This window comes from Burkholderia sp. MSMB1078WGS, from assembly GCF_001528895.1.
Lineage (GTDB): Bacteria > Pseudomonadota > Gammaproteobacteria > Burkholderiales > Burkholderiaceae > Burkholderia.
This window is the reverse complement of the sequence record NZ_LPDI01000091.1, coordinates 70,846-94,630: the sequence shown is the minus strand read 5'-3', so window position 1 is coordinate 94,630 and position 23,785 is coordinate 70,846. Positions and strand designations below refer to the sequence as shown.

18 protein-coding genes are annotated in these 23,785 nt (G+C 57.1%); 10 read left to right on the top strand and 8 right to left on the bottom strand.

Annotation, left to right across the window (positions count from 1 at the left end):
- Nucleotides 1–92: 92 nt before the first annotated feature.
- From WT24_RS22875 to WT24_RS22865, 4 genes are all read right to left on the bottom strand, one after another.
- Nucleotides 93–905, bottom strand: coding sequence for a mechanosensitive ion channel family protein (locus WT24_RS22875; protein WP_060035941.1), 813 nt, complete (start codon nucleotides 903–905; stop codon nucleotides 93–95).
- A 185-nt stretch (nucleotides 906–1,090) separates the two neighbouring features.
- Complete coding sequence (locus WT24_RS22870) at nucleotides 1,091–2,518, bottom strand: mannose-1-phosphate guanylyltransferase/mannose-6-phosphate isomerase (RefSeq protein WP_060035940.1); 1,428 nt, start codon at nucleotides 2,516–2,518, stop codon at nucleotides 1,091–1,093.
- Nucleotides 2,519–2,612: 94 nt separating this feature from the next.
- A complete protein-coding gene (locus tag WT24_RS33460; RefSeq protein WP_082742271.1) occupies nucleotides 2,613–4,649 on the bottom strand; it encodes a capsular polysaccharide biosynthesis protein in 2,037 nt (678 codons plus the stop codon).
- A gap of 3 nt (nucleotides 4,650–4,652) precedes the next feature.
- Nucleotides 4,653–5,804 (bottom strand): glycosyltransferase family 1 protein, encoded by a 1,152-nt coding sequence (locus WT24_RS22865; RefSeq protein WP_060035948.1) that lies wholly within the window; start codon nucleotides 5,802–5,804, stop codon nucleotides 4,653–4,655.
- Between the two features lie 209 nt (nucleotides 5,805–6,013).
- Between WT24_RS22865 and WT24_RS22860 the strand changes: the two genes are divergently transcribed.
- The 7 genes from WT24_RS22860 (at nucleotide 6,014) to WT24_RS33455 (ending at nucleotide 15,891) form a co-directional block, all read left to right on the top strand.
- Nucleotides 6,014–7,186 carry a polysaccharide biosynthesis/export family protein gene (locus WT24_RS22860; RefSeq protein ID WP_373557245.1) on the top strand — a complete coding sequence of 391 codons (1,173 nt, stop codon included), beginning with the start codon at nucleotides 6,014–6,016 and terminating at the stop codon, nucleotides 7,184–7,186.
- 180 nt (nucleotides 7,187–7,366) lie between these two features.
- A complete protein-coding gene (locus WT24_RS22855; RefSeq protein WP_060035938.1) occupies nucleotides 7,367–9,760 on the top strand; it encodes an FkbM family methyltransferase in 2,394 nt (797 codons plus the stop codon).
- Nucleotides 9,757–10,995 (top strand): glycosyl transferase family 1, encoded by a 1,239-nt coding sequence (locus WT24_RS22850; RefSeq protein ID WP_060035937.1) that lies wholly within the window; start codon nucleotides 9,757–9,759, stop codon nucleotides 10,993–10,995. The genes WT24_RS22855 and WT24_RS22850 overlap by 4 nt, the downstream gene beginning before the upstream one ends.
- An 81-nt stretch (nucleotides 10,996–11,076) precedes the next feature.
- On the top strand, nucleotides 11,077–12,756 hold the full coding sequence (locus tag WT24_RS22845) for a glycosyltransferase family 1 protein (RefSeq protein ID WP_060035936.1): 1,680 nt from the start codon (nucleotides 11,077–11,079) through the stop codon (nucleotides 12,754–12,756).
- A 73-nt stretch (nucleotides 12,757–12,829) separates the two neighbouring features.
- Nucleotides 12,830–13,867, top strand: coding sequence for a GDP-mannose 4,6-dehydratase (gene gmd / locus WT24_RS22840; protein ID WP_060035947.1), 1,038 nt, complete (start codon nucleotides 12,830–12,832; stop codon nucleotides 13,865–13,867).
- Nucleotides 13,868–13,870: 3 nt separating this feature from the next.
- The gene (locus WT24_RS22835; RefSeq protein WP_060035935.1) at nucleotides 13,871–14,767 is read left to right on the top strand and encodes a GDP-mannose 4,6-dehydratase; all 897 of its coding nucleotides are present in this window, start codon (nucleotides 13,871–13,873) and stop codon (nucleotides 14,765–14,767) included.
- A complete protein-coding gene (locus WT24_RS33455) occupies nucleotides 14,764–15,891 on the top strand; it encodes a glycosyltransferase family 1 protein (RefSeq protein WP_082742272.1) in 1,128 nt (375 codons plus the stop codon). The genes WT24_RS22835 and WT24_RS33455 overlap by 4 nt, the downstream gene beginning before the upstream one ends.
- Before the next feature lies 1 nt (nucleotide 15,892).
- Here WT24_RS33455 and WT24_RS22830 read toward each other — a convergent pair whose 3' ends face one another.
- From WT24_RS22830 to WT24_RS22815, 4 genes are read right to left on the bottom strand one after another with little or no spacing between them, the layout of a single operon-like run.
- A complete protein-coding gene (locus WT24_RS22830) occupies nucleotides 15,893–17,152 on the bottom strand; it encodes a glycosyltransferase family 1 protein (RefSeq protein ID WP_060035934.1) in 1,260 nt (419 codons plus the stop codon).
- A 26-nt stretch (nucleotides 17,153–17,178) separates the two neighbouring features.
- Nucleotides 17,179–17,832: an ABC transporter ATP-binding protein gene (locus WT24_RS22825; protein WP_060035933.1), complete on the bottom strand. Its 654-nt coding sequence runs from the start codon at nucleotides 17,830–17,832 to the stop codon at nucleotides 17,179–17,181.
- A complete protein-coding gene (locus WT24_RS22820; protein WP_060035932.1) occupies nucleotides 17,829–18,623 on the bottom strand; it encodes an ABC transporter permease in 795 nt (264 codons plus the stop codon). The genes WT24_RS22825 and WT24_RS22820 overlap by 4 nt, the downstream gene beginning before the upstream one ends.
- A 9-nt stretch (nucleotides 18,624–18,632) precedes the next feature.
- Nucleotides 18,633–19,787 (bottom strand): hypothetical protein, encoded by a 1,155-nt coding sequence (locus tag WT24_RS22815; RefSeq protein WP_060035946.1) that lies wholly within the window; start codon nucleotides 19,785–19,787, stop codon nucleotides 18,633–18,635.
- 478 nt (nucleotides 19,788–20,265) lie between these two features.
- Here WT24_RS22815 and WT24_RS22810 point away from each other — a divergent pair, with 478 nt between their 5' ends.
- Genes WT24_RS22810 through WT24_RS22800 form a run of 3 tightly spaced genes read left to right on the top strand, consistent with a single transcriptional unit; the run spans nucleotide 20,266 to nucleotide 23,784 of the window.
- Complete coding sequence (locus tag WT24_RS22810; protein ID WP_060035931.1) at nucleotides 20,266–21,471, top strand: capsule biosynthesis protein; 1,206 nt, start codon at nucleotides 20,266–20,268, stop codon at nucleotides 21,469–21,471.
- Entirely contained in the window at nucleotides 21,464–22,255 is a 792-nt protein-coding gene (locus WT24_RS22805; protein ID WP_060035930.1) for an SDR family oxidoreductase, read from the top strand. The genes WT24_RS22810 and WT24_RS22805 overlap by 8 nt, the downstream gene beginning before the upstream one ends.
- On the top strand, nucleotides 22,252–23,784 hold the full coding sequence (locus tag WT24_RS22800; RefSeq protein ID WP_060035929.1) for an LTA synthase family protein: 1,533 nt from the start codon (nucleotides 22,252–22,254) through the stop codon (nucleotides 23,782–23,784). Before WT24_RS22805 ends, WT24_RS22800 begins: the two co-directional genes overlap by 4 nt.
- Nucleotide 23,785: the final 1 nt, after the last annotated feature.

Sequence of the window (23,785 nt, the reverse complement as noted above, 5' to 3'; positions counted from 1 at the left end):
ACCTCCCGTTCCTATTGGGAAAATTGCCTCCGAAACACTAACACTCATTTGTGTCCAGGATTTCTAGAGCAGATCACGACCGCTGCTTGCATTTACGTGTTGCGATGCGAGATCGGCGTTTCGGGCGTCGGATAGCCGGCGTCGCGGAACGTCTCGAGGATCACGCGGTTGGTGTCGCAGTACACCTGCCAGTAGTTCTCCGGCTGAGTCGACGGGCGAACGAACAGCAGCGGGCCTTCCGGCGTGAACTGCAGCACGCCGACGTCCGGTGCCGGCACTTTCAGCACGTTCGGAATCAACTGGATCTGCGTCTTCAGGCGGTTGATCGCATCGGCCGCGTCGACGCTGTTCGCGATTTTCGCGGTCAGGTCGACGCGGCGGTGCGGCGTCGCGCTGTAGTTCGCGATGTTGTCCGAGAAGATCTTGTTGTTGCCGACGATTGTCACGATGTTGTCGGCGGTGATGATCGTCGTGCCGAACAGGCCGAGCTCCTTCACCGTGCCCGTGACGCCGCCCGCGCTGATCACGTCGCCGATCTTGAACGGGCGCAGCACCTGCATGAACACGCCGGCGGCGAAATGCGCGAGCAGGCCGCCCCAGGCCGTGCCGATCGCGAGGCCGAGACCGGCGAGCAACGCGGCGAACGAGGTGGTCTGCACACCGAAGATCTGCAGGATCGCGAGGATCAGCAGGATCGTCAGCAGCACGCCGACGACGGAAGTCAGGTAGTCGGTGAGCGTCGGGTCGACCTTGCCGCTACGGCGTACGACCTTGCCGAGCAGGCGGGTACCGATGCGGATCGCCCAGCGGCCGACGAACCATAGGACGATCGCGGCGAGGAGGTTCAGGCCGAAGTCGAGGCCGCGGGTCATCAGGAATTGCTGGGCGGTGGCGAGATCGATCATGCGTTCTCCGAAGTCAAGGGTAAAAGGGCGGCGCATGCACCGGAATGAGTGGCGCTTTTATAACCTGAGCCGTGAGGGGCGGGCAACCGGGCTGACATTGGTTGACGTAATGAAAAACGGGCAGGACGGGGTGCGTGCTGCCCGTTTGCGGCGCGGCGTGTCGTGCGCGCCGGGTGTCGAGTGGCTTACCGTGCTGCGCGGCCGTAGGTGTCCTCGAAGCGGACGATGTCGTCCTCGCCGAGATACGCGCCCGACTGGACTTCGATCAGTTCGAGCGGAATCTTGCCGGGGTTCGTCAGCCGGTGAGTCGCGCCGAGCGGGATGTAGGTCGACTGGTTCTCGGTCAGCATGATTTCCTTGTCGCCGTTCGTGACCATCGCCGTGCCCTTCACAACGATCCAGTGCTCGGCGCGATGGTGGTGCATCTGCAGGCTGAGCTGTGCACCGGGGTTCACGATGATGCGCTTGACCTGGAAGCGGTCACCCTGATCGATGCCTTCGTACGAACCCCACGGGCGGACGACGCGGCGGTGGGTGACCGATTCGTGGCGGCCCGACTCGTTCAGCCATTCGACGATTTTCTTGACGTCCTGCGCCTTGTCGCGATGCGCGACGAGCACGGCGTCTGCCGTTTCCACGATCACGATGTTGTCGAGGCCGAGGGCCGCGACCATCCGGTGTTCGGCGCGGATGTACGAGTTCTTTACCGAATCGGTGAAGACGTCACCGATGAGTGCGTTGCCTTGGTCGTCGGCTTCCGCGATTTCAGCGAGTGCGCTCCACGAGCCGATGTCGTTCCAGCCGAGGTCGGCCGCCGCGACGACAGCGGCGCGTTCGGTTTTCTCCATCACCGCGTAGTCGATCGAGACATTCGGGCAGGCTGCGAACGCTTCGGCGTCGAGACGGAGAAAGTCGTTGTCGCGCTTGGCGGATTCGAACGCGAGTTCTGCCTGGCGGGAGATTTCCGGTGCATGGCGATGCAGCTCCTCCATGTACGTGGACGCCTTCAGCATGAACATGCCGCTGTTCCAGTAGTAGTTGCCGTCGCTGAGGAAGCGTTCGGCGGTCGGGGCGTCGGGTTTTTCGACGAATGCGTCGACCTTGTAGACTTGCTTGCCGTCGGCGATGGCTTGGCCGCGACGGATATAGCCGAAGCCGGTGTGCGCTTCCGTCGGCGTGATACCGAACGTGACGAGGTGCTGGTCTGCTGCGATGGCTGCTGCCTCGGTGGCTGCGGCGATGAATGCCGGTTCGTTCAGGATGACGTGGTCGGACGGCAGCACGAGTAGCAGCGCGTCGGGCGATTCGTGCAGGGCAAGCAGCGACGCGATCGCGATTGCGGGCGCGGTGTTGCGGCCGACTGGTTCGAGGACGATCGACGATGGCGTAATGTTGACTTGGCGGAGTTGTTCCGCGACCAGGAAGCGTTGGTCGTTGTTGGTGACGACGATGGGGGCCGTGACGTTGGGGACGTGCTGAAGGCGGACGGCCGTCTGCTGGACGAGCGTGTGGTCGCCTGTCAGTTTCAGGTATTGCTTCGGATAGCCGCCTCGCGACATGGGCCAAAGGCGGGTGCCGCTGCCGCCGCACAGGATTACCGGGTGGATGTTCATGCATTGCCTCAGATTGAAAAGCGCTTAGTACCGGCGATTAGAGACGCGCGCCGACTGTTCTTGACTACCTAAAATAGGCCAATTTGTACAAGGTTTAATCCGTAAAGTTGTCGTCATCCAAGTTATTTTTTTTTCTGCTTTGCCATGCTGCATAGCGGAGTGCATTGCATGTCCAACGCAGTGCTTTGAGCAGCGGGCGTGTACGGTTACCCTGGATCTTTTCGAGTGGTCGTGCAGCGTGGCGTGCAAGCTGACGGACGACTGCTTCCGGCGTAGTAAAGATGCCGAGCTTCCAGTCCCAATACACGGGGTACCGTAATAGGGCTCCCGCCACTAGCATATCGAGTGTCAGCTGGCGTTTGCGCCAGGGCTGCACCAGCATGTCATGCGTTAAGCCCCAGCCAGCGTAAAAGGGTAACCCGTAAGTGAAGACAGCTTTGTTTCGCAGTAGCGCATCGAATCCTGAAAGTGATGAAAGAGTGTGAATTTCATCCGCTGTTTCGATAAGTGACAGCAAGTCGGCGTCACTGTCAATCATGTCAGCTAGTCCCGACGCGTCGATGACACCGGTGCGATTTCCGGACAGCACGTCTGGATGAGGCTTATAAACGATAAACGCGTGAGGCCGGCGGGCGCGGACCTCGCGCAATAGCGCGTCGGTCGTGCCAAGCGCCTGCGTGCCGAGTCGAATGGATGCGTCGTCGGCAACCTGGCCTGGAACCAGCACAACTCGCCTGTTGGATGGTGCTTGCCACGTAGGGGCGCGGCGGCCCAGATTGTATTTGGTGATGCCGAATTGAACGAGTTGTTCCCGCAGTGCCGCCGCCCGCGCAAGTTCGACGTCGCTGAATTCGGTCTCATTGAGTAGTACGGTCAGATCGCTTGGCTGTCGGGCGTCGAAATATAGACCGCGTCGGTCAAGTACCTGACTATACGGTGCACTCATGTCGGAGCCGAGTCCAAGCGAATGAATGAATCCGTCTTCGATGCGTATATGCGGGACGTTTGGTGCGATGTCCTCAGCAGGACGTGCGCCCCATAACGCTGCACATTCACCGGCTCGCACACTATCCAACTCGTGCGTCCATCGAAGCCTGCCGCCGCCTGCGGTGAGAAAGGGAGTTGCGAACGCGCGTTTCCAGCGCTGAAAGCGAATCGCGACGACTGATTGAAGGTCAGTGAACCGCTGAGCAACTTCATGTTGCAGTTCAATGCTGTCTAATACGGATTCAAGTGTCCCGTGAGCGAGGGTCAATGGATCTAGATAATGGACAAAACGCAGAAAGACTACATCAAACAAGGCGGCGAGCGTCGGTTGCGCGCGTCGGCCCGGCAATACAGTATGGTCGTGCGTCAGGCCCCAGCCAGCGTAATACGGGGTTCCAAACACATGAGTTGGAACGTCGGCGAGCAATCCACAAATGCCTTCGGATGCTCCGATAACGAAAACGCTATCGACGTGGCGAAGTGCTTCAGCCAGCGAGTATGGTGGAATTAGTAGGCGGGTGTTGTCCGGCAACGAGGCGGATTCGGATAGCCATGGACCCGAGCCAGGATCGCCGCTGCGGATCAGCCAGAACTCCGCGTCAGGGTGAGCGGCGCGTGCCACTTGGATCATTGACGCAAAGGCATCGATTCGCGCTGTCGCCGACGCGTGAATATTCGTCGCTGACGTGTGCCGTTCGTCAATGAGGAGTACGCGAGATGAGTAGCGCGGTGTTTCAAGCGAAACGGGAAGACGTTTGTTGCGACCACATAGATGAAGCGCGTCTGTGCTTAGTACGCGTGTCATTAATTGATTGATTCCAGGCTTTTTGCCGGCCGATGGATCGGCCAATAATGCCTGATCGAGTGCGGTGACGAGTGCGGTGACGAGTGCGTGTGGTCCGCACGCATCGGATGGCAAGCTGAACCACGAACGTAGCGGAGTGCCGGGTATGGCAGGCGCTGCAATGGGGCCGGGCCACGCACATTGCGTTGCGATTCTTGCTGTACTGGCGATGCGCAGAGCGACACGGCCGCTCCAGTGGTCGAGCCATACACAGTTCGAACGTTGCGAGAGTACACTCGCAAGGCGCGACCCTGGGGTTACACTGCGTACATCAAATGAACGCGCCGCGGTATGGTTCATGAATTACTGTAGCGAAACAATGAAGCGATCGACCGCGTCAAAATGTGAGGTCCATGTGGGTGCACGGAAGTGCGCGATGCGCTCAACCTGGGCGTTGCGTTCTGCGCTATTCGCTTGAGAGTACGCTTGAATGCGCTCAAGCCATGCAGGGCCGTTCAGCGGATCGAGATAATCCGGCACGTCTGCCGCGATTTCGCGAAATACATCGAGATCGCTTGCCAAAACGGGGATGCGGGACTCGAGGGCCTCGACGAGCGGCATGCCGTAGCCTTCTACGAAGGACGGGAAAAGCAGCGCGCGCGCGTGTTGTAGCCAGGCGTGTAACTCGTCGTCTGAACAGTTCGACCGTTCGATGACGACCCCCCTCAATGGTGCGCTACGCTCGAGCATGTCGACAACATTTTCGCACTCCCAGCCACGCCGGCCGATAACAACGAGCTTCGGGGCTTGGCTGCCGAGCTGCTCGACAAGTCGACGCCACACGTGCAGCATGAACCAGTGATTCTTACGCGGCTCAATCGTGCCAAGCATGACGAAGTACGGGGTCGCGAGTGGCGCGGCGAGCGCCGGTTGCGGTTCGGTGCCGCTGGCGAGTGGTGCGACGACACTCGGCGGAAGAGGGATTCCAGCCTTTTGCGCCTCGATGGCGAGAGCGTCAAGTGTTCCCTGCGAGTTCGCAATAAGCCCGTCTGCGTGACGTAGTGCCGTATGGATTCGCTTGCGATGGGTGGTGTCTACACCTGGACGGCTGTATTCCGCATGCGTCAGCGGAATCAGATCATGGACCATGAATATCGCGCGCCCGTTTCCTTTTTGCATTGTCCTGTAGTAGCGCGGAAACTCCATGCCGGTATGACTCGTATGCAATAGTGTCGAATTCCCCTGGGGCGTACTACGCATCCCATTGAGCCAAGCGCGTGCCAGCAGGCCGATGATCGAACGCCGTTCTGGACGCTGCGACAGCAACATCGCAAACGTTTCCTGCGAGTCGCGTTCTGTTAGCGTTACAGAGAAGCCATGTTTGCTCAGGACACAGCGAGCTCGATCACCATATCGGCGAATATACGCAAGTCCAACGCGGTCGACACCCGTTGGCAGTAGGCCCTCATAGCATCTGCGTGTCAATCGTGTGACGTCTAGGAGGATTTGTGTCACGAAGAAGCAATCGGTCAATGAATGAGGGCGCGAACTGAATCCAGACACGGAGGAGCGGACAGCTGGATCATCAATCAAGAGCTGCGCGTACGGCCCGTTTGATTTCAGGGTGGTTGGAGGCAAATAATACCGAAATATTCTATTGCATCTTCGGACGTGCGACAATTTCTGCCTTTGCCAAATTCTGGGCCCACCGATACATGTTACGTTTGCCTCGCAGCGCTTCTTGTACCGCGCTTTCCATTTGTACGGTTTTGCTTGTCGGCTGCTCCAGCATTCCCACGTCAGGCCCGAGCCGTTCCCAGATCGTTGCGGCCTCCGATCAAGCTCCCAATCCGGAGAATCCGCCTCGTGTTCAGGTCGTTGACGTGACAGACAAGGTCGCGCGTCAACTGTTTGCTGAACGCAAGCGCGGGGATTTTTCCTCTCTGCTCGGAAATGACTTGCGTTTCCGCCAGCAGCTCGGGGTGGGCGATACGATCGAGGTATCGATATGGGAAGCGCCACCCGCCACGCTGTTCGGCGTTGCGCAAACGGGGGATTCGAAAGCCGGCTCGACCAACGCGAGGGTGACAGTTCTGCCGGATCAGGTCATTGATGGGGATGGCACGATTAACATCCCATTTGCCGGCCAAATCAAAGCCGTCGGGCGAACGCCGGCGGAGCTGCAGCGCGCCATTGCGGCGCGTCTGAAAAATATCGCCCATGATCCGCAGGTGCTTGTCAAGCTCTCGCACAACGCGACGTCCTATGTAACGGTTGTAGGCGATGTAGTTAAGAACGATCGCATGCCATTGTCGGCCCGAGGTGAGCGAGTACTCGATGCTCTCGCCGCTGCAGGCGGTGTCCGCCAGCCTGTCGATAAGATTACTGTCCAGGTGACGCGTGGCGACCTCGTCGCTTCGCTGCCGCTTGAGTCGGTAATTCGCGATCCGCGGCAAAATGTGCCGCTACGCGCCGGGGATGTCGTGACTGCGTTGTTCCAACCATATAGTTTCACGGCACTGGGTGCGACCGGCAAGAACGAGGAGATAAACTTCGAGGCGCAAGGCATTACGCTGGCCCAGGCGTTGGCGCGAGCCGGCGGCTTGCAGGACACGCGTTCGGATGCGCAAGGTGTGTTCATCTTCCGCTTCGAGGATGCGAAGGCATTGCCATGGCCCAACTCGCCAGCTCAGACGACGGTAGAAGGTAAGGTGCCGGTTGTCTATCGAATGAACCTGCGAGATCCGAACGCATTCTTCGTTGCTCAGAACTTTATGATGGACAACAAGGACTTGCTATACGTGTCGAATTCTGCGGTTACTGAGTTGCAAAAATTTCTGAATTTGGTGTTTTCTGTTGCCTATCCGGTTACAACTAGTATCCAGACCTATAGATAAGGCAAGATATGTCCGGGCGATACTTATCGTCCGGACTTCTGCCCCGTAGTTTGATCAAGTGCAGAGCTATCATGCACACCTTCAGTTGAATCCATAGTATTACGGCGGTGCGACAATATTTTCGTCGTGCGCAGTATTCACTCAGAGTGGGAAGCACACCGGCTTCGAGTTCACGGTCAGATGATTACTTCTTACGCACAAAATTTCGAAGACGTAATGTTGTGGCGCGCGCTGAAGCATATAGAGCGCGGCTTCTATATTGATATCGGGGCGCAAGATCCGCTTATAGATTCCGTCAGTCTTCTTTTCTATGAACAGGGCTGGCGCGGTATGCATGTCGAACCGACGCCATATTACGCGGAAGCGTTAAGGCGGGGGCGACCGGACGAAACGGTGCTGCAGGCGGCCGTCGGCAGGGAGTCCACAGCGTTGCGATTCTACGAGATTCCGGGGACGGGTATCTCTACTGCGGACGAGAAGATTGTTAAGCAACATAGGGCGCGCGGGTTTCAGGACCGGGAAATTGTGGTGCCGTGTGTGACGCTCGCATCGGTGTTTGAGATGACGGGTGACAAAGACATCCATTGGCTCAAGATTGATGTCGAAGGGTTCGAGCGGCAAGTGCTTGACAGTTGGGGGGAGAGCACGGCCCGTCCGTGGATCGTGGTGGTCGAGAGTACGCTGCCCCTCACGCAGATCGACTGTCACGACGAGTGGGAGTCCGTGCTTGACAGGCGCGGGTACAGTGCCGTTTATTTCGACGGTCTGAATAGATACTACGTCGCTGACGAGCATCAGGAGCTCAAGCAGGCATTCGCAGTGCCACCGAACGTTTTTGACGATTTTGCACTCGGAGGTGAAGCGAGTGCACCGTTTCATCGCCAAATTATCGAGCGCGACAACGCGGAGCTTGAGGCGACTAGGAAAGAGTTACGCCAGCGGGACGAAGATAGTGAGGCCCGCATCCGTGATTTGCTACGCGAGATCGAATCCCTTAATCAGCGTGATACGGAAAGGCAACTGGCGGCGAGGGACGAACTGCTGGCGCTAGAGCGGAAATTGCGCGAGCGAGAATGCCTGTGGGGCGAACGTAACCGGGAACAGGCAGACGAACTTTCCAAAATCCGGACAGAGTTTACGACTACGCTCAAGCATTTGGCTGCCGTCGAGGAGGCAGCGCGTGGACAAATGCTCGAATTGTTGATGCGGGTTGATGCGGCGCACGAATCCCAAGCCAGGTCGCAGGTCGAACGAGAGCAGGCGTGGCAGCGGACGCTCGACGAGCGGGAGCGTTATTGGGGTGGAATGTTGCAGGCTTCTCGCGACGAAGTCCGAGCGTTAACTGATACGGCTCGACAGCGAGAGAGTTACTGGACCGAGACATTGCAGAGTGCGTTGGCTGAAATCGGTGCATTGACCGAAGCAGGGCGACAGGAGGCGAAGCGGGCAGAAGAGGCTCTCGAACGACAGGCCCGTTCGCTTCGGGAAGCGGCCGAGGTCGAACGTATTCGGCTAAGTGATGATTTCGCTATGGAACTGGCTCGGCTGCGCCGGTCTCATCAAGATGAACGGGACAGATGTCATGCGCGAGAAGCCGAACTGATTCGGCAATGTGAAGCGGTCGCGATATCGGCATCGGAGGAGCGTCAGAAATTAACCGAGCAGCATGCGGCGGCGCTCGAGGAAAAGAGCAAAGAGTGGAGCCGCCAAGCCGAACGGGAAAACAACTCAATTGTGCAGCGGTATGAGGCTCTGATACGAGAGTCAGAAGTCCAGCGAGCGGCGTTCGAGCAGCGGGTAGCGGAAGATTTGGCATTTCTTCAGTCGCAACTCGAACAATGTAATAAGGAACGTGAAAAAATTCGGTCGGATTACTCAGCCAAAGTAGAGGTTCTCAACGAGCGCGTATTTTTGATGGCCGAAAGAAGCGCTGCGTATCTATGGGAAGGATATCGCCTCGGGCGAGCGGAGCGAGCGCGTGGTTGGTTCGCGAGGGCATTCTTGCTGGGAGCGCCGGGCGCGGAAGTTGACTTGCAGCGCTTTTCTCAGTCAGTAGATTCTATGAGGGCGGTGGGGTTAGCGGAGCGGCGTATTAATCATATGAAAAAATTGAAAATTAATTTCCAGCCGGAATTTGTCCTTCGTAGTGATGGAAAATACGGTCTTGATGACTTTCTTGCGCTACACGACAGAAATTTCGTTCGTGCCGCCTACCTTGCAATTTTGAAGCGGGAGCCAGACGAATACGGTGAGCGGCACTATCTGAGCCGAGTGCGTTCAGGAGTGAGCAAGGCGATTATTTTGTCGGATATTCAGAACTCGAAAGAGGCTCGACGACATAATGTCAAGATCGAACATCTGAAGGGAGCAATCCTGGCGAACAAATTATTCGGCGTTCCTTTATTCGGTAATCTCATTCAGGGTGTTTGTTTTTTCTTTAGCGTCAATCGTCATCTAAGGGATCTTCGCGCGCTCGAGAATCACTTGGTTAGAATGGGTGAGGAGATGCAGAAGAATTGCCAATATCAGATGGAATTGTCCGAAGAATCCAAAGCAACGAGTAACCGCAAATGAAGATATTGACGCTAAGCACATATCCGATTGGAACGCCGGCGCATGGCGGCCAGCATCGGGTGGCGAACATTGTCCGGGTATTGCGTGCTGCTGGACATCAGGTGCAATCCGCAGGCGTACTGGGAAGCGATCAATACGCACCAGAAGAGTATTTCTGCGAGTATCCGGGGCATGAGCCGTTACGGCGGTACATCCCGAATCCATTGTTGATGGAAGATTGGGCGATCGGCCGCCTTTATGCGGAGGATGACGAGGCCTATCGATCACTCGCCAGCAAGATTGATCCAACTCCGGATTTGATCCTGGTCGAAAATCCCTGGTTGTTTGATTTCGCAAAGCGATTCGTAACCGAAAGAAAACTGAAGGGAACGGTGCTGATATACGGCTCCGAAAATATCGAAAATCAGTTGCGTTACGACATCGTAGCTCAGTATCTGTCTATCGAAGAAGCCAAACGCGCGCGCGCCTTGATCAGTGAAACTGAACTCAAGGCCCTGCGTAATGCGCATGGCGTGTGCGCGGTATCGCGGGAGGATCTCGAGTGGATGCAGTCGCGCACCAAGGCTAAGTGCATTCTTGCGCAGAACGGCGTCGCGCGTCGAACGGTGACAATTGATGGTCTCGAGCAAGCGAATCGAGTTGCCCAGCACAGGAAAATTGCAGTGCTCTGCGGCTCGGCGCATCCGCCTAACATTACGGGATTCTTCGATATGTTTGGCGGCGGCGTAGGATGCATTGCGCCCGACGAGTCGATCGTTCTGGTCGGTGGCGTTGGGGCTTCGATTGTGAGCGATGCCCGTTTTCATCGAGTGGCGGGATTGAATCGAGCAACCATTTCCGCTGGGGTCGTTTCGGAAGAGTGTCTCCAGGGGCTGCTGACGATCGCACATGCGATCATTCTGCCTATCACGCATGGCGGCGGTACAAATCTCAAAACGGCTGAAGCACTTTGGGCAGGCAAACATGTTGTCGCGACATCGGTTGCGATGCGCGGATTCGATAAATTTGTCAATGCGAGAGGCGTGTCGATCGCCGACGACAGCCGCACATTCTTGGCTGCATTGCGGGAGACGATGGCAGCTACACCGTTGCGGCTTACACCGCAGGAAATGTCAGAGCGACAGTCGGTGCTTTGGGACGAGACATTGAGCGGATTTGTGGACTTTGTTGCGGGTTTTGATGCGAAGCGATCGTCTGTCGCGGAATTCAAGCAGCGCCCGCAATATCAGGTCTGAGCGAAAGAAGAATCAACACACGCGGCCGCGACGTTTCCTGGATGTCCGAGGAGATCGCGAGTTGTGAAGAAAGGATGATGCATGTCGCAAAATAATGCACCGCTGATTTGGATGAACGTCACGACCAGTGCAAACTGGAACCGTCCCCCCGTCGGTATCGTTCGTGTTGAGCAGGCACTCTGCACCGAACTCGAGGCGTTATACGGTAGGCAACGCTTCCGGAAATGCATTTGGCGAGAGGGCCAGTTCATTGAGTGGGCGGAGCCCATCGGCGAGCGACCGTCTGAAATTGACGATGCCATCGATATGATGCTCCCTAAGACGGAGTCTTTCGATCTGTCGCGACGGTTCATGTATCGGGCAATGGAGTTATTCGGCAAGAAATCAACTTCGCAAAACGGGTCGCATAGCTTGCGGATCGATGTGCCGACCAATGATCCACAGTATCGTTTGTCACCTGTTGCAGGAGATATTGTGGTGTCGATCGGATTGGATTGGGACCAATCCTATTCTTCTGAATTTTATAATTTGCAGAAGAAGAAGGGTATTCATGTAATAACGTGCTGCTACGATCTGATTCCGGTTCTATTTCCGCAGTATTGCGTAGGTGATGTATCGAGTCGATTCAAGGAATACTTCAATTCTCTTGCGTGGGGCTCGACTGCTGTCCTATGCATTTCGGAGCAAACCCGGAAAGACTATCTTGATCTCTGCAGCAGGATTGGGTCTCCGATTCGCCCATCTCATGTGATTCCCCTGGGTGACAACGTTCCGACAGGGGAGGGCGAACTCGGACCGGAAGTACAGGCAGTGATCAGAAAACCGTTCATTCTCTTCGTGTCGACAATTGAACGGCGGAAGAATCATGAAGTCCTGTACCGTGCATATCATCGTCTCTGTCGCGACGGGTACGGTGATGTGCTACCGAAGCTTGTATTCGTCGGGATGCCGGGTTGGGGAGTCGGCGATTTGCTGAAGGATATCGAGCTTGATCCACTGACCCAAGGCAAGATTGAGCAACTGAATCATGTCACCGATTATGAGTTGATGCAGCTATATAATCACGCGTTATTCTGCGCGTACCCGTCTCTGTATGAGGGGTGGGGATTGCCGGTCGGCGAAGCGTTGGCTATGGGCAAGGCGGTCCTGAGTTCCGATCAGGGTTCGTTGCCGGAAGTCGGCCGGGATCTGGTTCGGTATCTACCGGCTTGGGATGTTAACGCGTGGGCGGATGCAATTCTTGAATGGTGCATGACGCCGGCCAAGGTGGAGGAAATCGAGCTCCGCGTGAAGAAGGAATACCGAGTGCGCAAGTGGTCGGATACGGCGAACGTTGTAAAAGATGTTATCGATGGCATTCTCGCTGACAAGTCGAATGTCGAGATGGCAATTTATCCGGGTCACGATTGCAGTACGCAGATAGGTGTCCATATCGGATCGGGGCTGCAGGGTACAGGAAAGGACGGCTTTTTGATGTATGGTCCGCATCGTTCGATCGAGGCGGGAAGCTATACGGTGAAGGTATTCGGTGTCGCAGATGTTGAAAAGGACGCCAATTGGTTATTCGATTTCGTTGCGAACGAGGGGCGTCAATGTCTCTGGCGAGGTGATGTACGGTTTCCCCAGGCGCTATCGGTGAAAGAATCGCTAGTGGTGGAGTTTAATATCGATGTCGAGCGAACACTTGACGATTTCGAGGTGCGCTGTATCGACCGAGGGGCACAAGCACAGCTTACGCGACTGGAAATCTCGAGGCGGTAAGGTGAGTTTAACAGATCGAAGTGTGAAGAAATCGATTCGAAAATCAAGTTAAATGAAAGTGAGTGAGTTTAAAATGAATGCGACCGCAATAATTACAGGTATTACCGGGCAAGACGGCGCTTATCTTGCGGAGCTCTTGCTTGAGAAGGGCTATGTCGTCTACGGCACCTATCGCCGTACGAGCTCAGTGAATTTTTGGCGAATCGAGGAGCTCGGAATTGCTGCGCATCCGAATTTGCATCTGGTCGAATACGATTTGACCGATCTGAGCTCTAGTATTCGCCTACTGCAGCAGACTGGAGCAACGGAAGTTTACAATCTCGCGGCGCAAAGCTTCGTTGGCGTATCGTTTGACCAACCTGTGACGACGGCAGAAATCACTGGTATTGGTCCGTTGAATTTGCTCGAGGCGATCCGCATCGTCAATCCTGCGATCCGTTTCTATCAGGCAAGCACGTCGGAAATGTTCGGCAAGGTTCAGGCGATTCCGCAAACCGAACAGACGCCGTTCTATCCGCGTAGTCCCTATGGCGTCGCCAAGCTTTATGCGCACTGGATCACGGTCAATTACCGTGAGAGTTATAACATTTTCGGTTGCAGCGGGATCTTGTTCAACCACGAATCGCCGTTGCGCGGGCGTGAATTTGTCACTCGTAAGATTACGGACAGTGTCGCGAAGCTCCGTCTCGGCAAGCTTGATATTCTCGAACTGGGCAACCTTGATGCAAAGCGCGATTGGGGTTTCGCAAAGGAATATGTAGAGGGTATGTGGCGTATGCTTCAGGCCGACCAGCCTGATACCTATGTGTTGGCAACCAACCGTACGGAAACGGTACGCGATTTTGTCAGTATGGCGGCGCGGGCCGCTGGATTCAAGCTCGCTTGGGAAGGGCGAGACGAGCAAGAGATCGGTGTCGATCAAGTGTCGGGTAAGACGATCGTGCGCATCAATCCGAAATTTTATCGACCGGCCGAAGTGGAGTTGCTGATCGGCGATCCGCAAAAGGCGCATGATGTGCTCGGATGGAAGCCAACTACCACTCTCGAACAACTTTGCCAGATGATGGTCGAGGCAGATATTCGTCGCAACGAGATTGGATTCTCCTTCTGATCTATGGCGAAAGTCCTAATCACCGGGATCGGCGGCTTTACAGGCGGCTATCTCGCGCGCCAGTTGGCGGCGAGCGGTCATGACGTGTGCGGGCTCGTCCACCGGGCTGGTGTGAGCTCTGAGTGGCGTACGCACGTCGTGGACTTGCTTGACCGTCGACGGCTCGCCGATATTATCGAACTCGAAAAGCCGCAAGTGGTTGCGCATCTTGCAGCAATTGCGTTCGTTGCGCACGATGATGTCGGTTCGATTTATGAGACCAACATCGTTGGCACACGGAACCTGCTCGAAGCGCTGGCATTGTCTTCGCGTCGGCCGGATGCCGTGCTTGTTGCAAGCAGTGCGAACATCTATGGCAACGCCGATTGCGAAGTGATTGATGAATCTGTGGCGCCGTCGCCTGCAAACGACTATGCGGTCAGCAAGCTATCGATGGAGTATATCGCCAAGCTCTGGAGCAAGCAGTTACCTATTGTGGTTGTGCGACCGTTCAACTATACGGGCGTTGGTCAGGCCGAGAACTTTCTTCTGCCGAAAATTGTTTCTCGTTTCCGCGCTCGTGCCCCGGTACTTGAACTTGGAAACCTCGACGTCGTCCGCGACTTCTCCGATGTTCGGATGGTTGCGGCGGCCTATGAACGGCTATTGAACGGCGCATTTGCAGGCGAGACGTTTAATGTCTGTTCCGGGGCCGGATATTCGCTTCAGGAAGTGCTGACAGTCATGGAAAAACTGGCGGGCTATCGGCCTGAAGTTCGGGTCAATCCGACCTTCGTGCGTGCGAATGAAGTTCGCAAGCTGGTCGGCGATAACAGTAAATTGCGTCAGGCCATTGGTGCAGATCTAGGACAGATTCCGTTGCACGACACCCTCAAATGGATGCTGGAGAGCGCGGATTGAAGTTGATTCTTGCGGTCGATGCGATCGTTCCGCCGTTGACCGGCATCGGTCGATATGCGTGGGAGCTGGCGAGGTATTATCGAACGGCGCCCGCCGGCGATCTTGATGCCGTTCTTTATTACTTCGCGGGCGAATGGATTAGCGATCCCGCGCAGCTACTGGATGGTCGTCCGTGGCGGAGCGCAGAAGCGCGCTCAAAAGGAAAATTCTGGTCGCGTGCATCTGTTGCTATGAGAAGCTGGCGCCGCCAGCGCGCACTCCGAACACATGTCTTTCATTCTCCGAACTATTTTTTGCCAGAATATGTGGAAGGCGGGGTGATAACGGTTCACGACCTGTCCGTCTTCAAGTACCCGGAAACCCACCCGATAGAGCGCATTCGCCATTTTGAGCGGAGCTTTGCGTCGACGTTGCGCCGTACCGCACATATCATCACGGATTCTGAGGCCATAAGGCGAGAGGTGTCGGAGTATTTTGGCTGGCCGTTGGACAATATCACCACGGTTCCTCTCGGGGTTCCGCCGGAATTCAGGTCCTATGACCATGAGGATCTCGTCGTTTCGCTAAATCAGTTTCGCCTGTCTCCCGGGGGCTATACGCTTTGTGTATCGACGCTAGAGCCGAGAAAGCGAGTCGATGCATTGCTTGCAGCGTATTCTGTGCTGCCCGCTGATCTGCGAGCTCGCTACCCGCTCGTGCTTGCAGGCAGTTCGGGCTGGCTGAACGATGAGTTGCGCGGGAGAATCGCGAGAGGTGAGGCAGAGGGGTGGCTCCGGTATCTGGGTTTTGTCCCGGAGCCGCTGTTGCCGCTGCTCTATGCAGGGGCGCATGCGTTTTTCTTTCCGTCGCTCTATGAAGGCTTTGGCCTACCGGTATTAGAGGCGCTCGCGAGCGGTGTGCCGACGCTTACGTCACGTTCCTCTTCGTTGCCCGAGGTGGCAGGGGGGGCTGCATGGCTTGTTGAACCAGACGATGACGCAACGTTGCGTGACGGTATTGAGCATGTAATTTGCGATACCGCGTGGCGCACAGCTGCGGTCGCCCGAGGCTTGCAAGTCGCGGGTGAAGCGACTTGGACAAAATGTGCGCAGCGTACGCTTGAAGTGTGTCGGGAACTGGCCTGAGTTATTTCGTAGCCAGTTCGGTTACAAACATAGCTAGCTGCCTGGCGCTCGCGGCCCAACTAATCGGCTTGATCGAGCCACTACGCGGCGCAGTACCGGTCGCAAGTTGTGCGAGCCATTCTGACATCTGGCTCGCCATCGCGTGCCTGTCCGAGGCCGAGAAATAGGTCGCATGTTCGCCTGCGACTTCTCGAAATACGGACAGATCACGCAGAAAAAGTGGCTTGTCGTGACGCGCCGCCTCGATGATCGGGAGCCCGAAGCCTTCGGCCTCGGATGCTAGGATAAGGCCGTCCGCCTGATTGTAGAGCATTTCCAGTTGCGCGTCGTCGGCCTCGTTGAGCCAAAATAGCAACCTGCCGTTTTGTGGGTGAAGAGCCAGGCGTTCAGCGAGCGCCTCTACGCGCCATCCCTTCTTGCCGACAATCACCAGCGTCGGCTGCTCGCCGTTGCCCCATAGCAAGTCGAATGCATCGAGGACCTGTGCATGCGCTTTACGGGGTTCGACCGTTCCGACCATGAGTAATATCGGACGAGCAAATCGTATACATCCTGGCACTGACACGGATTCGCCGACGTGCGCACGATCAAGTTTGTCCGTGCCAAGCTCGAACCAACGTACCGGAATTTCCGTGCGAGCGAGACCGAAGCGCTGGTGCATCAATAAGTCTACTTCGCTCGCGACGGTGCGCGATATGCACCAAAGTTCATCGGCATGAACGGCTATTGTGGATAGCCAATGTCGGAATGAGCGATGCGCACGCGGAGTAAACCAACTGCGGTTTTGTAGCGGAAGCAGGTCGTAGACAATGAATGCGCAGCGCACGCCTTGTCGTCGCCACGCTAGCAGATCACGTTGCCGTCTCGGCAGAATGCGACTCGTAAGGTCGAGACCCAGGAAAATATCGCCGTTCGCAACGTGGACGGGTGCGCCATTCGGCGTCGTGTCATGCGGTGCGTGCCCGAGGAGATGATCTGCGTAGTGGAACGGTTTTGCGCGGGTTGCCCAGACTGGGCGCACGTCGAATCCGGCGGGCGGCGAGGCCAGGAGTTGCAATAACAGCGAACGGACAACTCGTTGAATACCAGTTCCGGCATCGTGAACCGCGATGATGGAAACATCGACGAGCAACTGGCGGCGCCCCGTTGGTGCTCGGTGTGCCGGGTTCAATGCGCGTGCGGCATTTCTGGCAGCCGGCGCGCGGCGCGCAGACAACCATATTGCCGTGAACTGGAGGGCGGCGGCTTTGAAGTGGTTCAAGCTACCAACGTTGGTTGTACGGGTTGTCAGGCGGCGTTCTCCTGGTAAAACGCATACGCATCTTCGATCACATCGAATGAGTGCAACTTGCCAGCAATCAGTACTGCTGCACGATCGCAATGTTCCCGGATGTAGCTTGCATCGTGACTCACAATGATCAGTGCGCGGTCTTTGCGTCGTTCGAACAGCTCGTGATGGCATTTTGCATGGAACCGGCTATCACCGACTGCCACGATTTCGTCGATCAGGAAACAATCGAATTCGATGGCCATTGAGATGGCGAACGCCAGACGAGCGCGCATCCCAGCAGAGTAACTTTTTACCGGTTCGCGCAAATAGTAGCCGAGCTCCGAAAATTCCTGGACGAATGGTTCTGCGGCCTTTGCGTCGGCGCCATAGACGCGACAGATGAATCGCAGATTATCCATGCCGGTCAGGCTACCTTGGAACGCCCCTCCGAATGCGAGCGGCCAAGACACTTGCATGCTCCGGCGAATTCGGCCGGCAGTTGGTAGTTCGGCTCCGCTTATCATCCGGATCAGCGTCGATTTACCGGCTCCGTTGCGACCCAGGATGCCGACTTTCTCGCCTTGCCGAACCTGCAAATTGATCTTGTTCAGTACGCGTCGGGTGCCTTGCCGCGTGTGATAGTCCTTGCAGACGCCTTCGAGCTCGATCATTCGGGTTCCACTCTCATGCTGGCATCCCGAACGAAATAGAGACCGACCAGCAAAAGGATCATGTCACTGAAGATCATATAGGGGATGCTGTAATGTGGTTTGACGAGCGATCCGAAATAGCCGCCCCGAAGCATTTCCGTGCCATGCACCATCGGCAGCAGTAGAACCGCTCTCTGAAACTTCTCTGGTAGCCACGACACCATGAAAATCGAACCGGACAGCGGAAACATAAGATAAGCAATGGTGTGCCAGATGCGGTCTACCGCTTCGCTGCGCTCGGACAGTGCACCGATGATGAGCGCGAGCCCGGTGCCAAAAACGGCCAAGTGAAACCATGCGCCGATGATCATCGTCAGATCTTCGGGCGGCTTCATCATGCCTGCGGCGATGAAGAGAACGGAGAGGAACGTAAACGACATCGTTGCGCCCGATATTTCTAGCAGGAGGCGAGCAAAGAAGAAGTCGATGACGCGCACGTTACGGTGATAGAGCAGAGCTTGGTTCGGAAGAATTGCCAGCGCACAGCGATTCGCGCAATTGCGCCACAGCAGAACAGGGGAGTATCCGGTGATCGCGAATGCCGTTATCGGCAGTGTCGAGCCATGGGTTGCCTTGGTGAGCGTCCACAGTGCAAGCACCCCCACCGTAAACATCATCGGTTCGAAAAAGATCCACAGAAAGCCGATGTTGTGCCGACCGAATCGCGTGAGGATTTCTCGCATCAGCAGAGCGCTCACGACGCGCGTCTGGATCGCGAGTGAGCGAGATAGCGAGGTATCGTGATGTGCCATTGCCACTCGTTAGTCGTGGTGCTCACGCACGCCCGCGAGCAGGAGGCCGAGGATACCCCAAGCGATCATTCCGAGCGCGAAAACCTCGAAGATCGACTTCAGCCGTTTCGGCTCGATCGCGACGTCTGGTGTATTGGGTTGAACGAGGCGTTCCAGGTAGAGTTGCTGGCGCTGCGCTTCGGCGCGCGCAGTCTCCATGGCTGCCATTGCGGATGCAAGCTGCTTGTCGGCAAACTGAGCGTCGAGTTGCAGGCGTGTATAGCTTGCTGTCTTGTTTGACAGAGAGTTCCTGCCGCCTGCAACGCCACCTGTCGCTTCTTTGATCTGCTGTTCGGTCTCGCTGATGCTATTTTTTAGGACGGCCACCTGCGGATTTTGTGGAGCGATCGACTGTAGCTGCCGCAACTGGGTCTGGGCGGAAAACAGCTGAGTCTGTAGGCTCGTAACCTGCTGCAACTGAAGCGCAGATTGCTTTTCGGGATCGAACACCGAGTTCGAGTTTCTGTACGCGGCGAGTGCGATCGCAGCATCCTTGGCCTTGGTGGCGGCAACGTCGACCTGACGCTGTGCAAATTGCACGGTGTCTGCAGTCGCGCGTTCATTCATTCGGTTGACGAGTCGCTCGCTTAGTCTCAGCAGCTGCGAACTGATTCGGTGCGCATCTTCGGCTGTGTAAGCACGTACTTGCAGAGTCGCAATTGACGAGGCGGAGTCGAGATTGACTGAGACGATGTGCTTGCCATAGTACTTCCACAGCGACTCGAAGCTGCCGTCGAGCGTTGCGTTGAAGCGACTGAAAAAGTCGCCTTGCCTCGAGTATGCATCGGCGACGTAGTTGTGCTGGTTGAGCTCTGCGAGCGCGTCCCGTGATTGAATGTAATCGATAACGGGATATGCTTCATCCTGTCCACGTCCGAAGCCGGTGCCCTCCAGCAGGGCGCCAACCATGCTGGTTTGTGCGGCCCGCTGTGCGCTGCGGACCACGAAGCGCGTCTCCGACACATAGATGTCGGAAGCGATGAGGCCGTAATAAAGGGTCGCGATCAGCGTGGGTACGGCCACTGTCGCAACGAAAAGGAGGTTGAGCTTTTTCAGGCGTCCAAACAGGTTCGCTTTCGGTGTTCCGGACGTAGAGATTGAGGTGCTGCCAGATACGTTTTCCAACTTCCTTCCATCCACGCTGATTGGCTCTTCGCATGCCGTCGAAAGGAATATTCCCGCCTTTCAACTAGAGAGCAGATTCAATTTAATGACACGGTCACGAAGCGATGGTTAAGAGGCTGTTGCCGCCCCTTTCGATCACCTGTCGCCCCGTCTGGGCGCGGTCGGGAGGCGTCCGGCATGTTGTTGCATTTCTGCCGGAGGACGAAGCGCGCCGGTCCAGAGCGGGGGCGGCTGATTATAGCGAGCGAGGGGGGATTGTGCTATCTCCTTCCCGGTCGCGTTACATTTGCGCAAATGCGCCCGACCGATTCGATCGGTCCAATTTTTCTTTTCGGGAGAGAGGTGTTATATTCACCGGCTACTAGAAAGACGAGCCGGCAAGCCGCCAGCTGGAAATTTAATAGTCAAAAAAGACTCGCTTCAAGGGGGCCGAAGCAGACTTGCTTCGGTCGGGTCAATTCGCTGGTTGGTATTTTTGATGCCTCGCTCATTTCTTGTGCTGCAAGGCACGGCTTCGCTATTTTTTAGTCGGCTCGCAGACGTGCTGGTTGAGCGGGGCCACGCGATACATCGCGTTAATTTCTGTGGCGGCGATTGGTTCTACGGCAAGACTCGCAATGCGTTCAACTATGCTGGGCTGGTGTCCGAGCTTTCCACATGGTATGCCGACTTCATCCGCCGAGAAAGCATCACTGACGTTCTGATGTTCGGCGATTGCCGCGAAGTTCACCGGCACATGCATCCTGTCGCAGAGCAATTCGGTGTGCGCGTGCACGTGTTTGAAGAGGGCTACGTGCGCCCGCACTGGATCACGCTCGAAAGCTACGGTGTGAACGGTCGCTCGCGAATGCCGGTGGATCCGCAGGAATACACGAAGCTGCGCGATGTCATTCCGGCGGCGCAGCCCGGGGTGCCAACCGGTTACAACCTGTACGAGCGCGTCTTTCACGACATCACATACCGGGTCGCCAACGCGCTGCTCGCGTGGCGCTTTCCTCGCTATCGCAGTCACCGCCCGCACAATGGAATCGTCGAATACGCAGGACTTGCGTTTCGTGCGCTTTTGCAGGGGCGGCATCGCCGCCAGGCCGACGCGGTCACGCGCGAATTGCTCGGCTCCGGCCGGCCCTATTACCTGTTCCCGCTTCAACTCAACTCCGATGCGCAGATCGTCGTGCATTCGCCATTTGAAGGAGTGCGCGATGCGATTGACTACGTCCTGCGCTCGTTCGCCCGACACGCGCCGCACAACGCGACTCTGCTGATCAAGAACCACCCGCTCGATACCGGCATGATCGAATACCACCGCTTCGCGATGTCGATTGCGCGCGAGGTCGGTATCGGAGATCGGGTCCGTTTCATCAACTCGGGCCATTTGCCGACGCTGCTCGAGCATGCGCGTGGCGTTGTCGTGGTAAACAGCACTGTCGGGCTGTCGGCTTTGCACCACGAGCGCCCGCTAGTGGCGCTCGGGACCGCCATTTATAATATGCCCGGCTTGACTTGGCAGGGGAAACTCGACGATTTCTGGCATGGCGGCGAGTTGCCGGACATGAACCTCTATCACGCGTTCCTGGATTACGTGATGCATCACACGCAAATCAACGGCGATTTCTACACCCGAACCGGCATTGAGATGGCGGTCGCGGGGGCGGTCGAGCGCCTGGATCGCGCGGATGCCTGATCAACTGCCGCGAAACATCGTCATCACCGGCGCAAGTGCCGGTCTCGGCCGCGCACTGGCGCTTGTTTATGCGCAACCGGGCGCGACGCTCGGCGTTGTCGGCCGCAATCTCGCCGAGGTCGAGAAAACGGCTGCCGCGTGCCGTGCACGTGGCGCAACGGTTGAAACGGGCGTGATAGACGTGCGCGAGGCGACGGCCGTGTCCCACTGGTTAACCGACTTCGACGCCCGTCACCCGATCGGCCTGCTGATTGCGAACGCCGGCGTAGCCAGCACGATCGCCAATGCGAGCGACTGGGAAGACCTGGAACGCACGGCTCGCGTCATCGATACGAATCTCTACGGCACGCTGCATACGGTCCTGCCAGTCATCGACCGGATGCGCGAGCGCCGGCGCGGCCGTATCGCGATGATCAGTTCGATCGCCGCGTTGCGCGGCATGGCGATCTCACCGGCCTATTGCGCGAGCAAGGCCGCGATCAAGGCCTATGGCGATTCGGTGCGCCCGTTGCTGGCGCGCGACGGCGTGGGCGTCACGATCATCCTGCCCGGCTTTGTGAAGACGGCGATGAGCGACGTATTCCCCGGCGACAAGCCGTTCCTCTGGAGCGCCGAGCGTTCGGCTGCATACATCCGCCGTCGGCTCGATGCAGGCCGAAGCGAGATTGCGTTTCCCGGATTGCTCGCGTTCGGCATGCGCCTCCTGCCGCTGCTACCCGCGGCGCTGGCCGATGCGATTCTTGACCGTCTGTCGTATCTTCCGTCGAAGGACCGAGCCAATTGAGCGCGCGTCTTGCCGTGACGCTGGCGGCCACCATTGCACTGTCGTTTGCGGTAGAGACGGTCGCTGTCCCGCGCGCGCCACTGCGGCGCCCGCTGCTGTCGTCAGTGCTTCATATTGTTGCCGTACTCTTCGTATTCGACCTGGTGTTCGCCGCCACCTGCCGATCGCTGTTTTCGGCCTGCGCGTCGATTGCGCTCGTCGGCCTTGTCGCCGCAGTCAGCAATGCGAAGTACGAGTCGTTGCGCGAGCCGTTCGTATTTACCGATCTCAGCCTGTTCAGCCAGTTGTTTTCGCATCCCCGTCTTTACTTGCCATTCCTCAGCATCGGCAAGGTCGTCGCGATCGGCGCCGGCATCGTACTTGTGATCGCGGGTTTCGTGATCGAGCGCCCCGTGCTTGCCGGCTCCCGCGCGCTGGCCTGGCTCGCGGTAGTACTACCGTTCATGCTTGCCGTGTTCGTGGCTGCCCGGGTGCCGCTGACGCTCGATCCCGATGCCGACCAGCGTCGCCTCGGTTTTTTTGCGGTGTTCGTTGCCTATCTGCTCAACGGCCTGCGTCCCGCGACATTTCGGCGGTTCCGCGAGATTGTGGCGGCAGGGCCGTTCGCAACGGGTAAGTCCGCGCGACGTCCCGACGTGATCATGATCCAGAGCGAATCGTTCTTCGATGCACGCCGGCTCGGTGATGCGGTCGCGCCGGTGCTTTTCGCGCGCTTCGACGAGGCGCGCCGTGAGGCCGTCTCGCATGGCGAGATGACGGTGCCGGCGTGGGGCGCCAATACCATGCGAACGGAATTCGCCGTGCTGACCGGCACGGAATCCTTTTCGCTCGGATATGCGCGCTTTTATCCTTACGCGTTTGTAAGAAATAAAGTCGCGTCGCTTGCATCCTGGTTCGACCGTTGCGGCTACGATACAGTCGCGATTCATCCCTATTACGCCGATTTCTTCGGGCGGAACCGGGTATTTCCGCTGCTCGGTTTTACACGTTTTCTCGATATCCGCCATTTTGCATCGGCGTCCCGTGCCGGTCCGTATGTGGCGGATGCCGCAGTATCCGAATCGATCATCGCCGAACTCGAGCGGGCGGGCGATGATTCTCCGCGCTTCGTCTTCGCGATGACGATGGAAAACCACGGCCCGTTGCATCTCGAGCAGGTTTTGCCTGGAGAATCCTCTTCACGGCATACTTTGGGCGAGGGCGCATCCTGGCGCGATCTGACTGCCTATCTGAGACACATTGAAAACGCCGACGCAATGATCGGCCGCTTGCTCGATCATTTACGCGCCAGCGATCGTGAAACGGTCGTTTGTTTTTACGGCGACCACGTTCCCGCGTTACCTCACGTATTCGAAAAGCTGGGCGTTTCTCCACAAACCAGCGACTACTTCATTTGGCGAAATTACGGCACAGATACTCCAGAATGCCGGAATTTGGCAGCCGAAGAGCTTGGGGTTGCACTGCTGCATGTGGTACAAGATGACGGAAATCGCGCGGAAGAACCGCACGCATCCGAGAAAGCGACATAAA

Coding starts and splice junctions, on each gene's coding strand:
- WT24_RS22835 (WP_060035935.1), top strand. CDS start 13,871: ATGGCGAAAGTCCTAATCACCGGGATCGGCGGCTTTACAGGCGGCTAT.
- WT24_RS22870 (WP_060035940.1), bottom strand. CDS start 2,518: ATGAACATCCACCCGGTAATCCTGTGCGGCGGCAGCGGCACCCGCCTT.
- WT24_RS22810 (WP_060035931.1), top strand. CDS start 20,266: ATGCCTCGCTCATTTCTTGTGCTGCAAGGCACGGCTTCGCTATTTTTT.
- WT24_RS22805 (WP_060035930.1), top strand. CDS start 21,464: ATGCCTGATCAACTGCCGCGAAACATCGTCATCACCGGCGCAAGTGCC.
- gmd (WP_060035947.1), top strand. CDS start 12,830: ATGAATGCGACCGCAATAATTACAGGTATTACCGGGCAAGACGGCGCT.
- WT24_RS22845 (WP_060035936.1), top strand. CDS start 11,077: ATGTCGCAAAATAATGCACCGCTGATTTGGATGAACGTCACGACCAGT.
- WT24_RS22820 (WP_060035932.1), bottom strand. CDS start 18,623: ATGGCACATCACGATACCTCGCTATCTCGCTCACTCGCGATCCAGACG.
- WT24_RS22850 (WP_060035937.1), top strand. CDS start 9,757: ATGAAGATATTGACGCTAAGCACATATCCGATTGGAACGCCGGCGCAT.
- WT24_RS22855 (WP_060035938.1), top strand. CDS start 7,367: ATGATTACTTCTTACGCACAAAATTTCGAAGACGTAATGTTGTGGCGC.
- WT24_RS33460 (WP_082742271.1), bottom strand. CDS start 4,649: ATGAACCATACCGCGGCGCGTTCATTTGATGTACGCAGTGTAACCCCA.
- WT24_RS22825 (WP_060035933.1), bottom strand. CDS start 17,832: ATGATCGAGCTCGAAGGCGTCTGCAAGGACTATCACACGCGGCAAGGC.
- WT24_RS22875 (WP_060035941.1), bottom strand. CDS start 905: ATGATCGATCTCGCCACCGCCCAGCAATTCCTGATGACCCGCGGCCTC.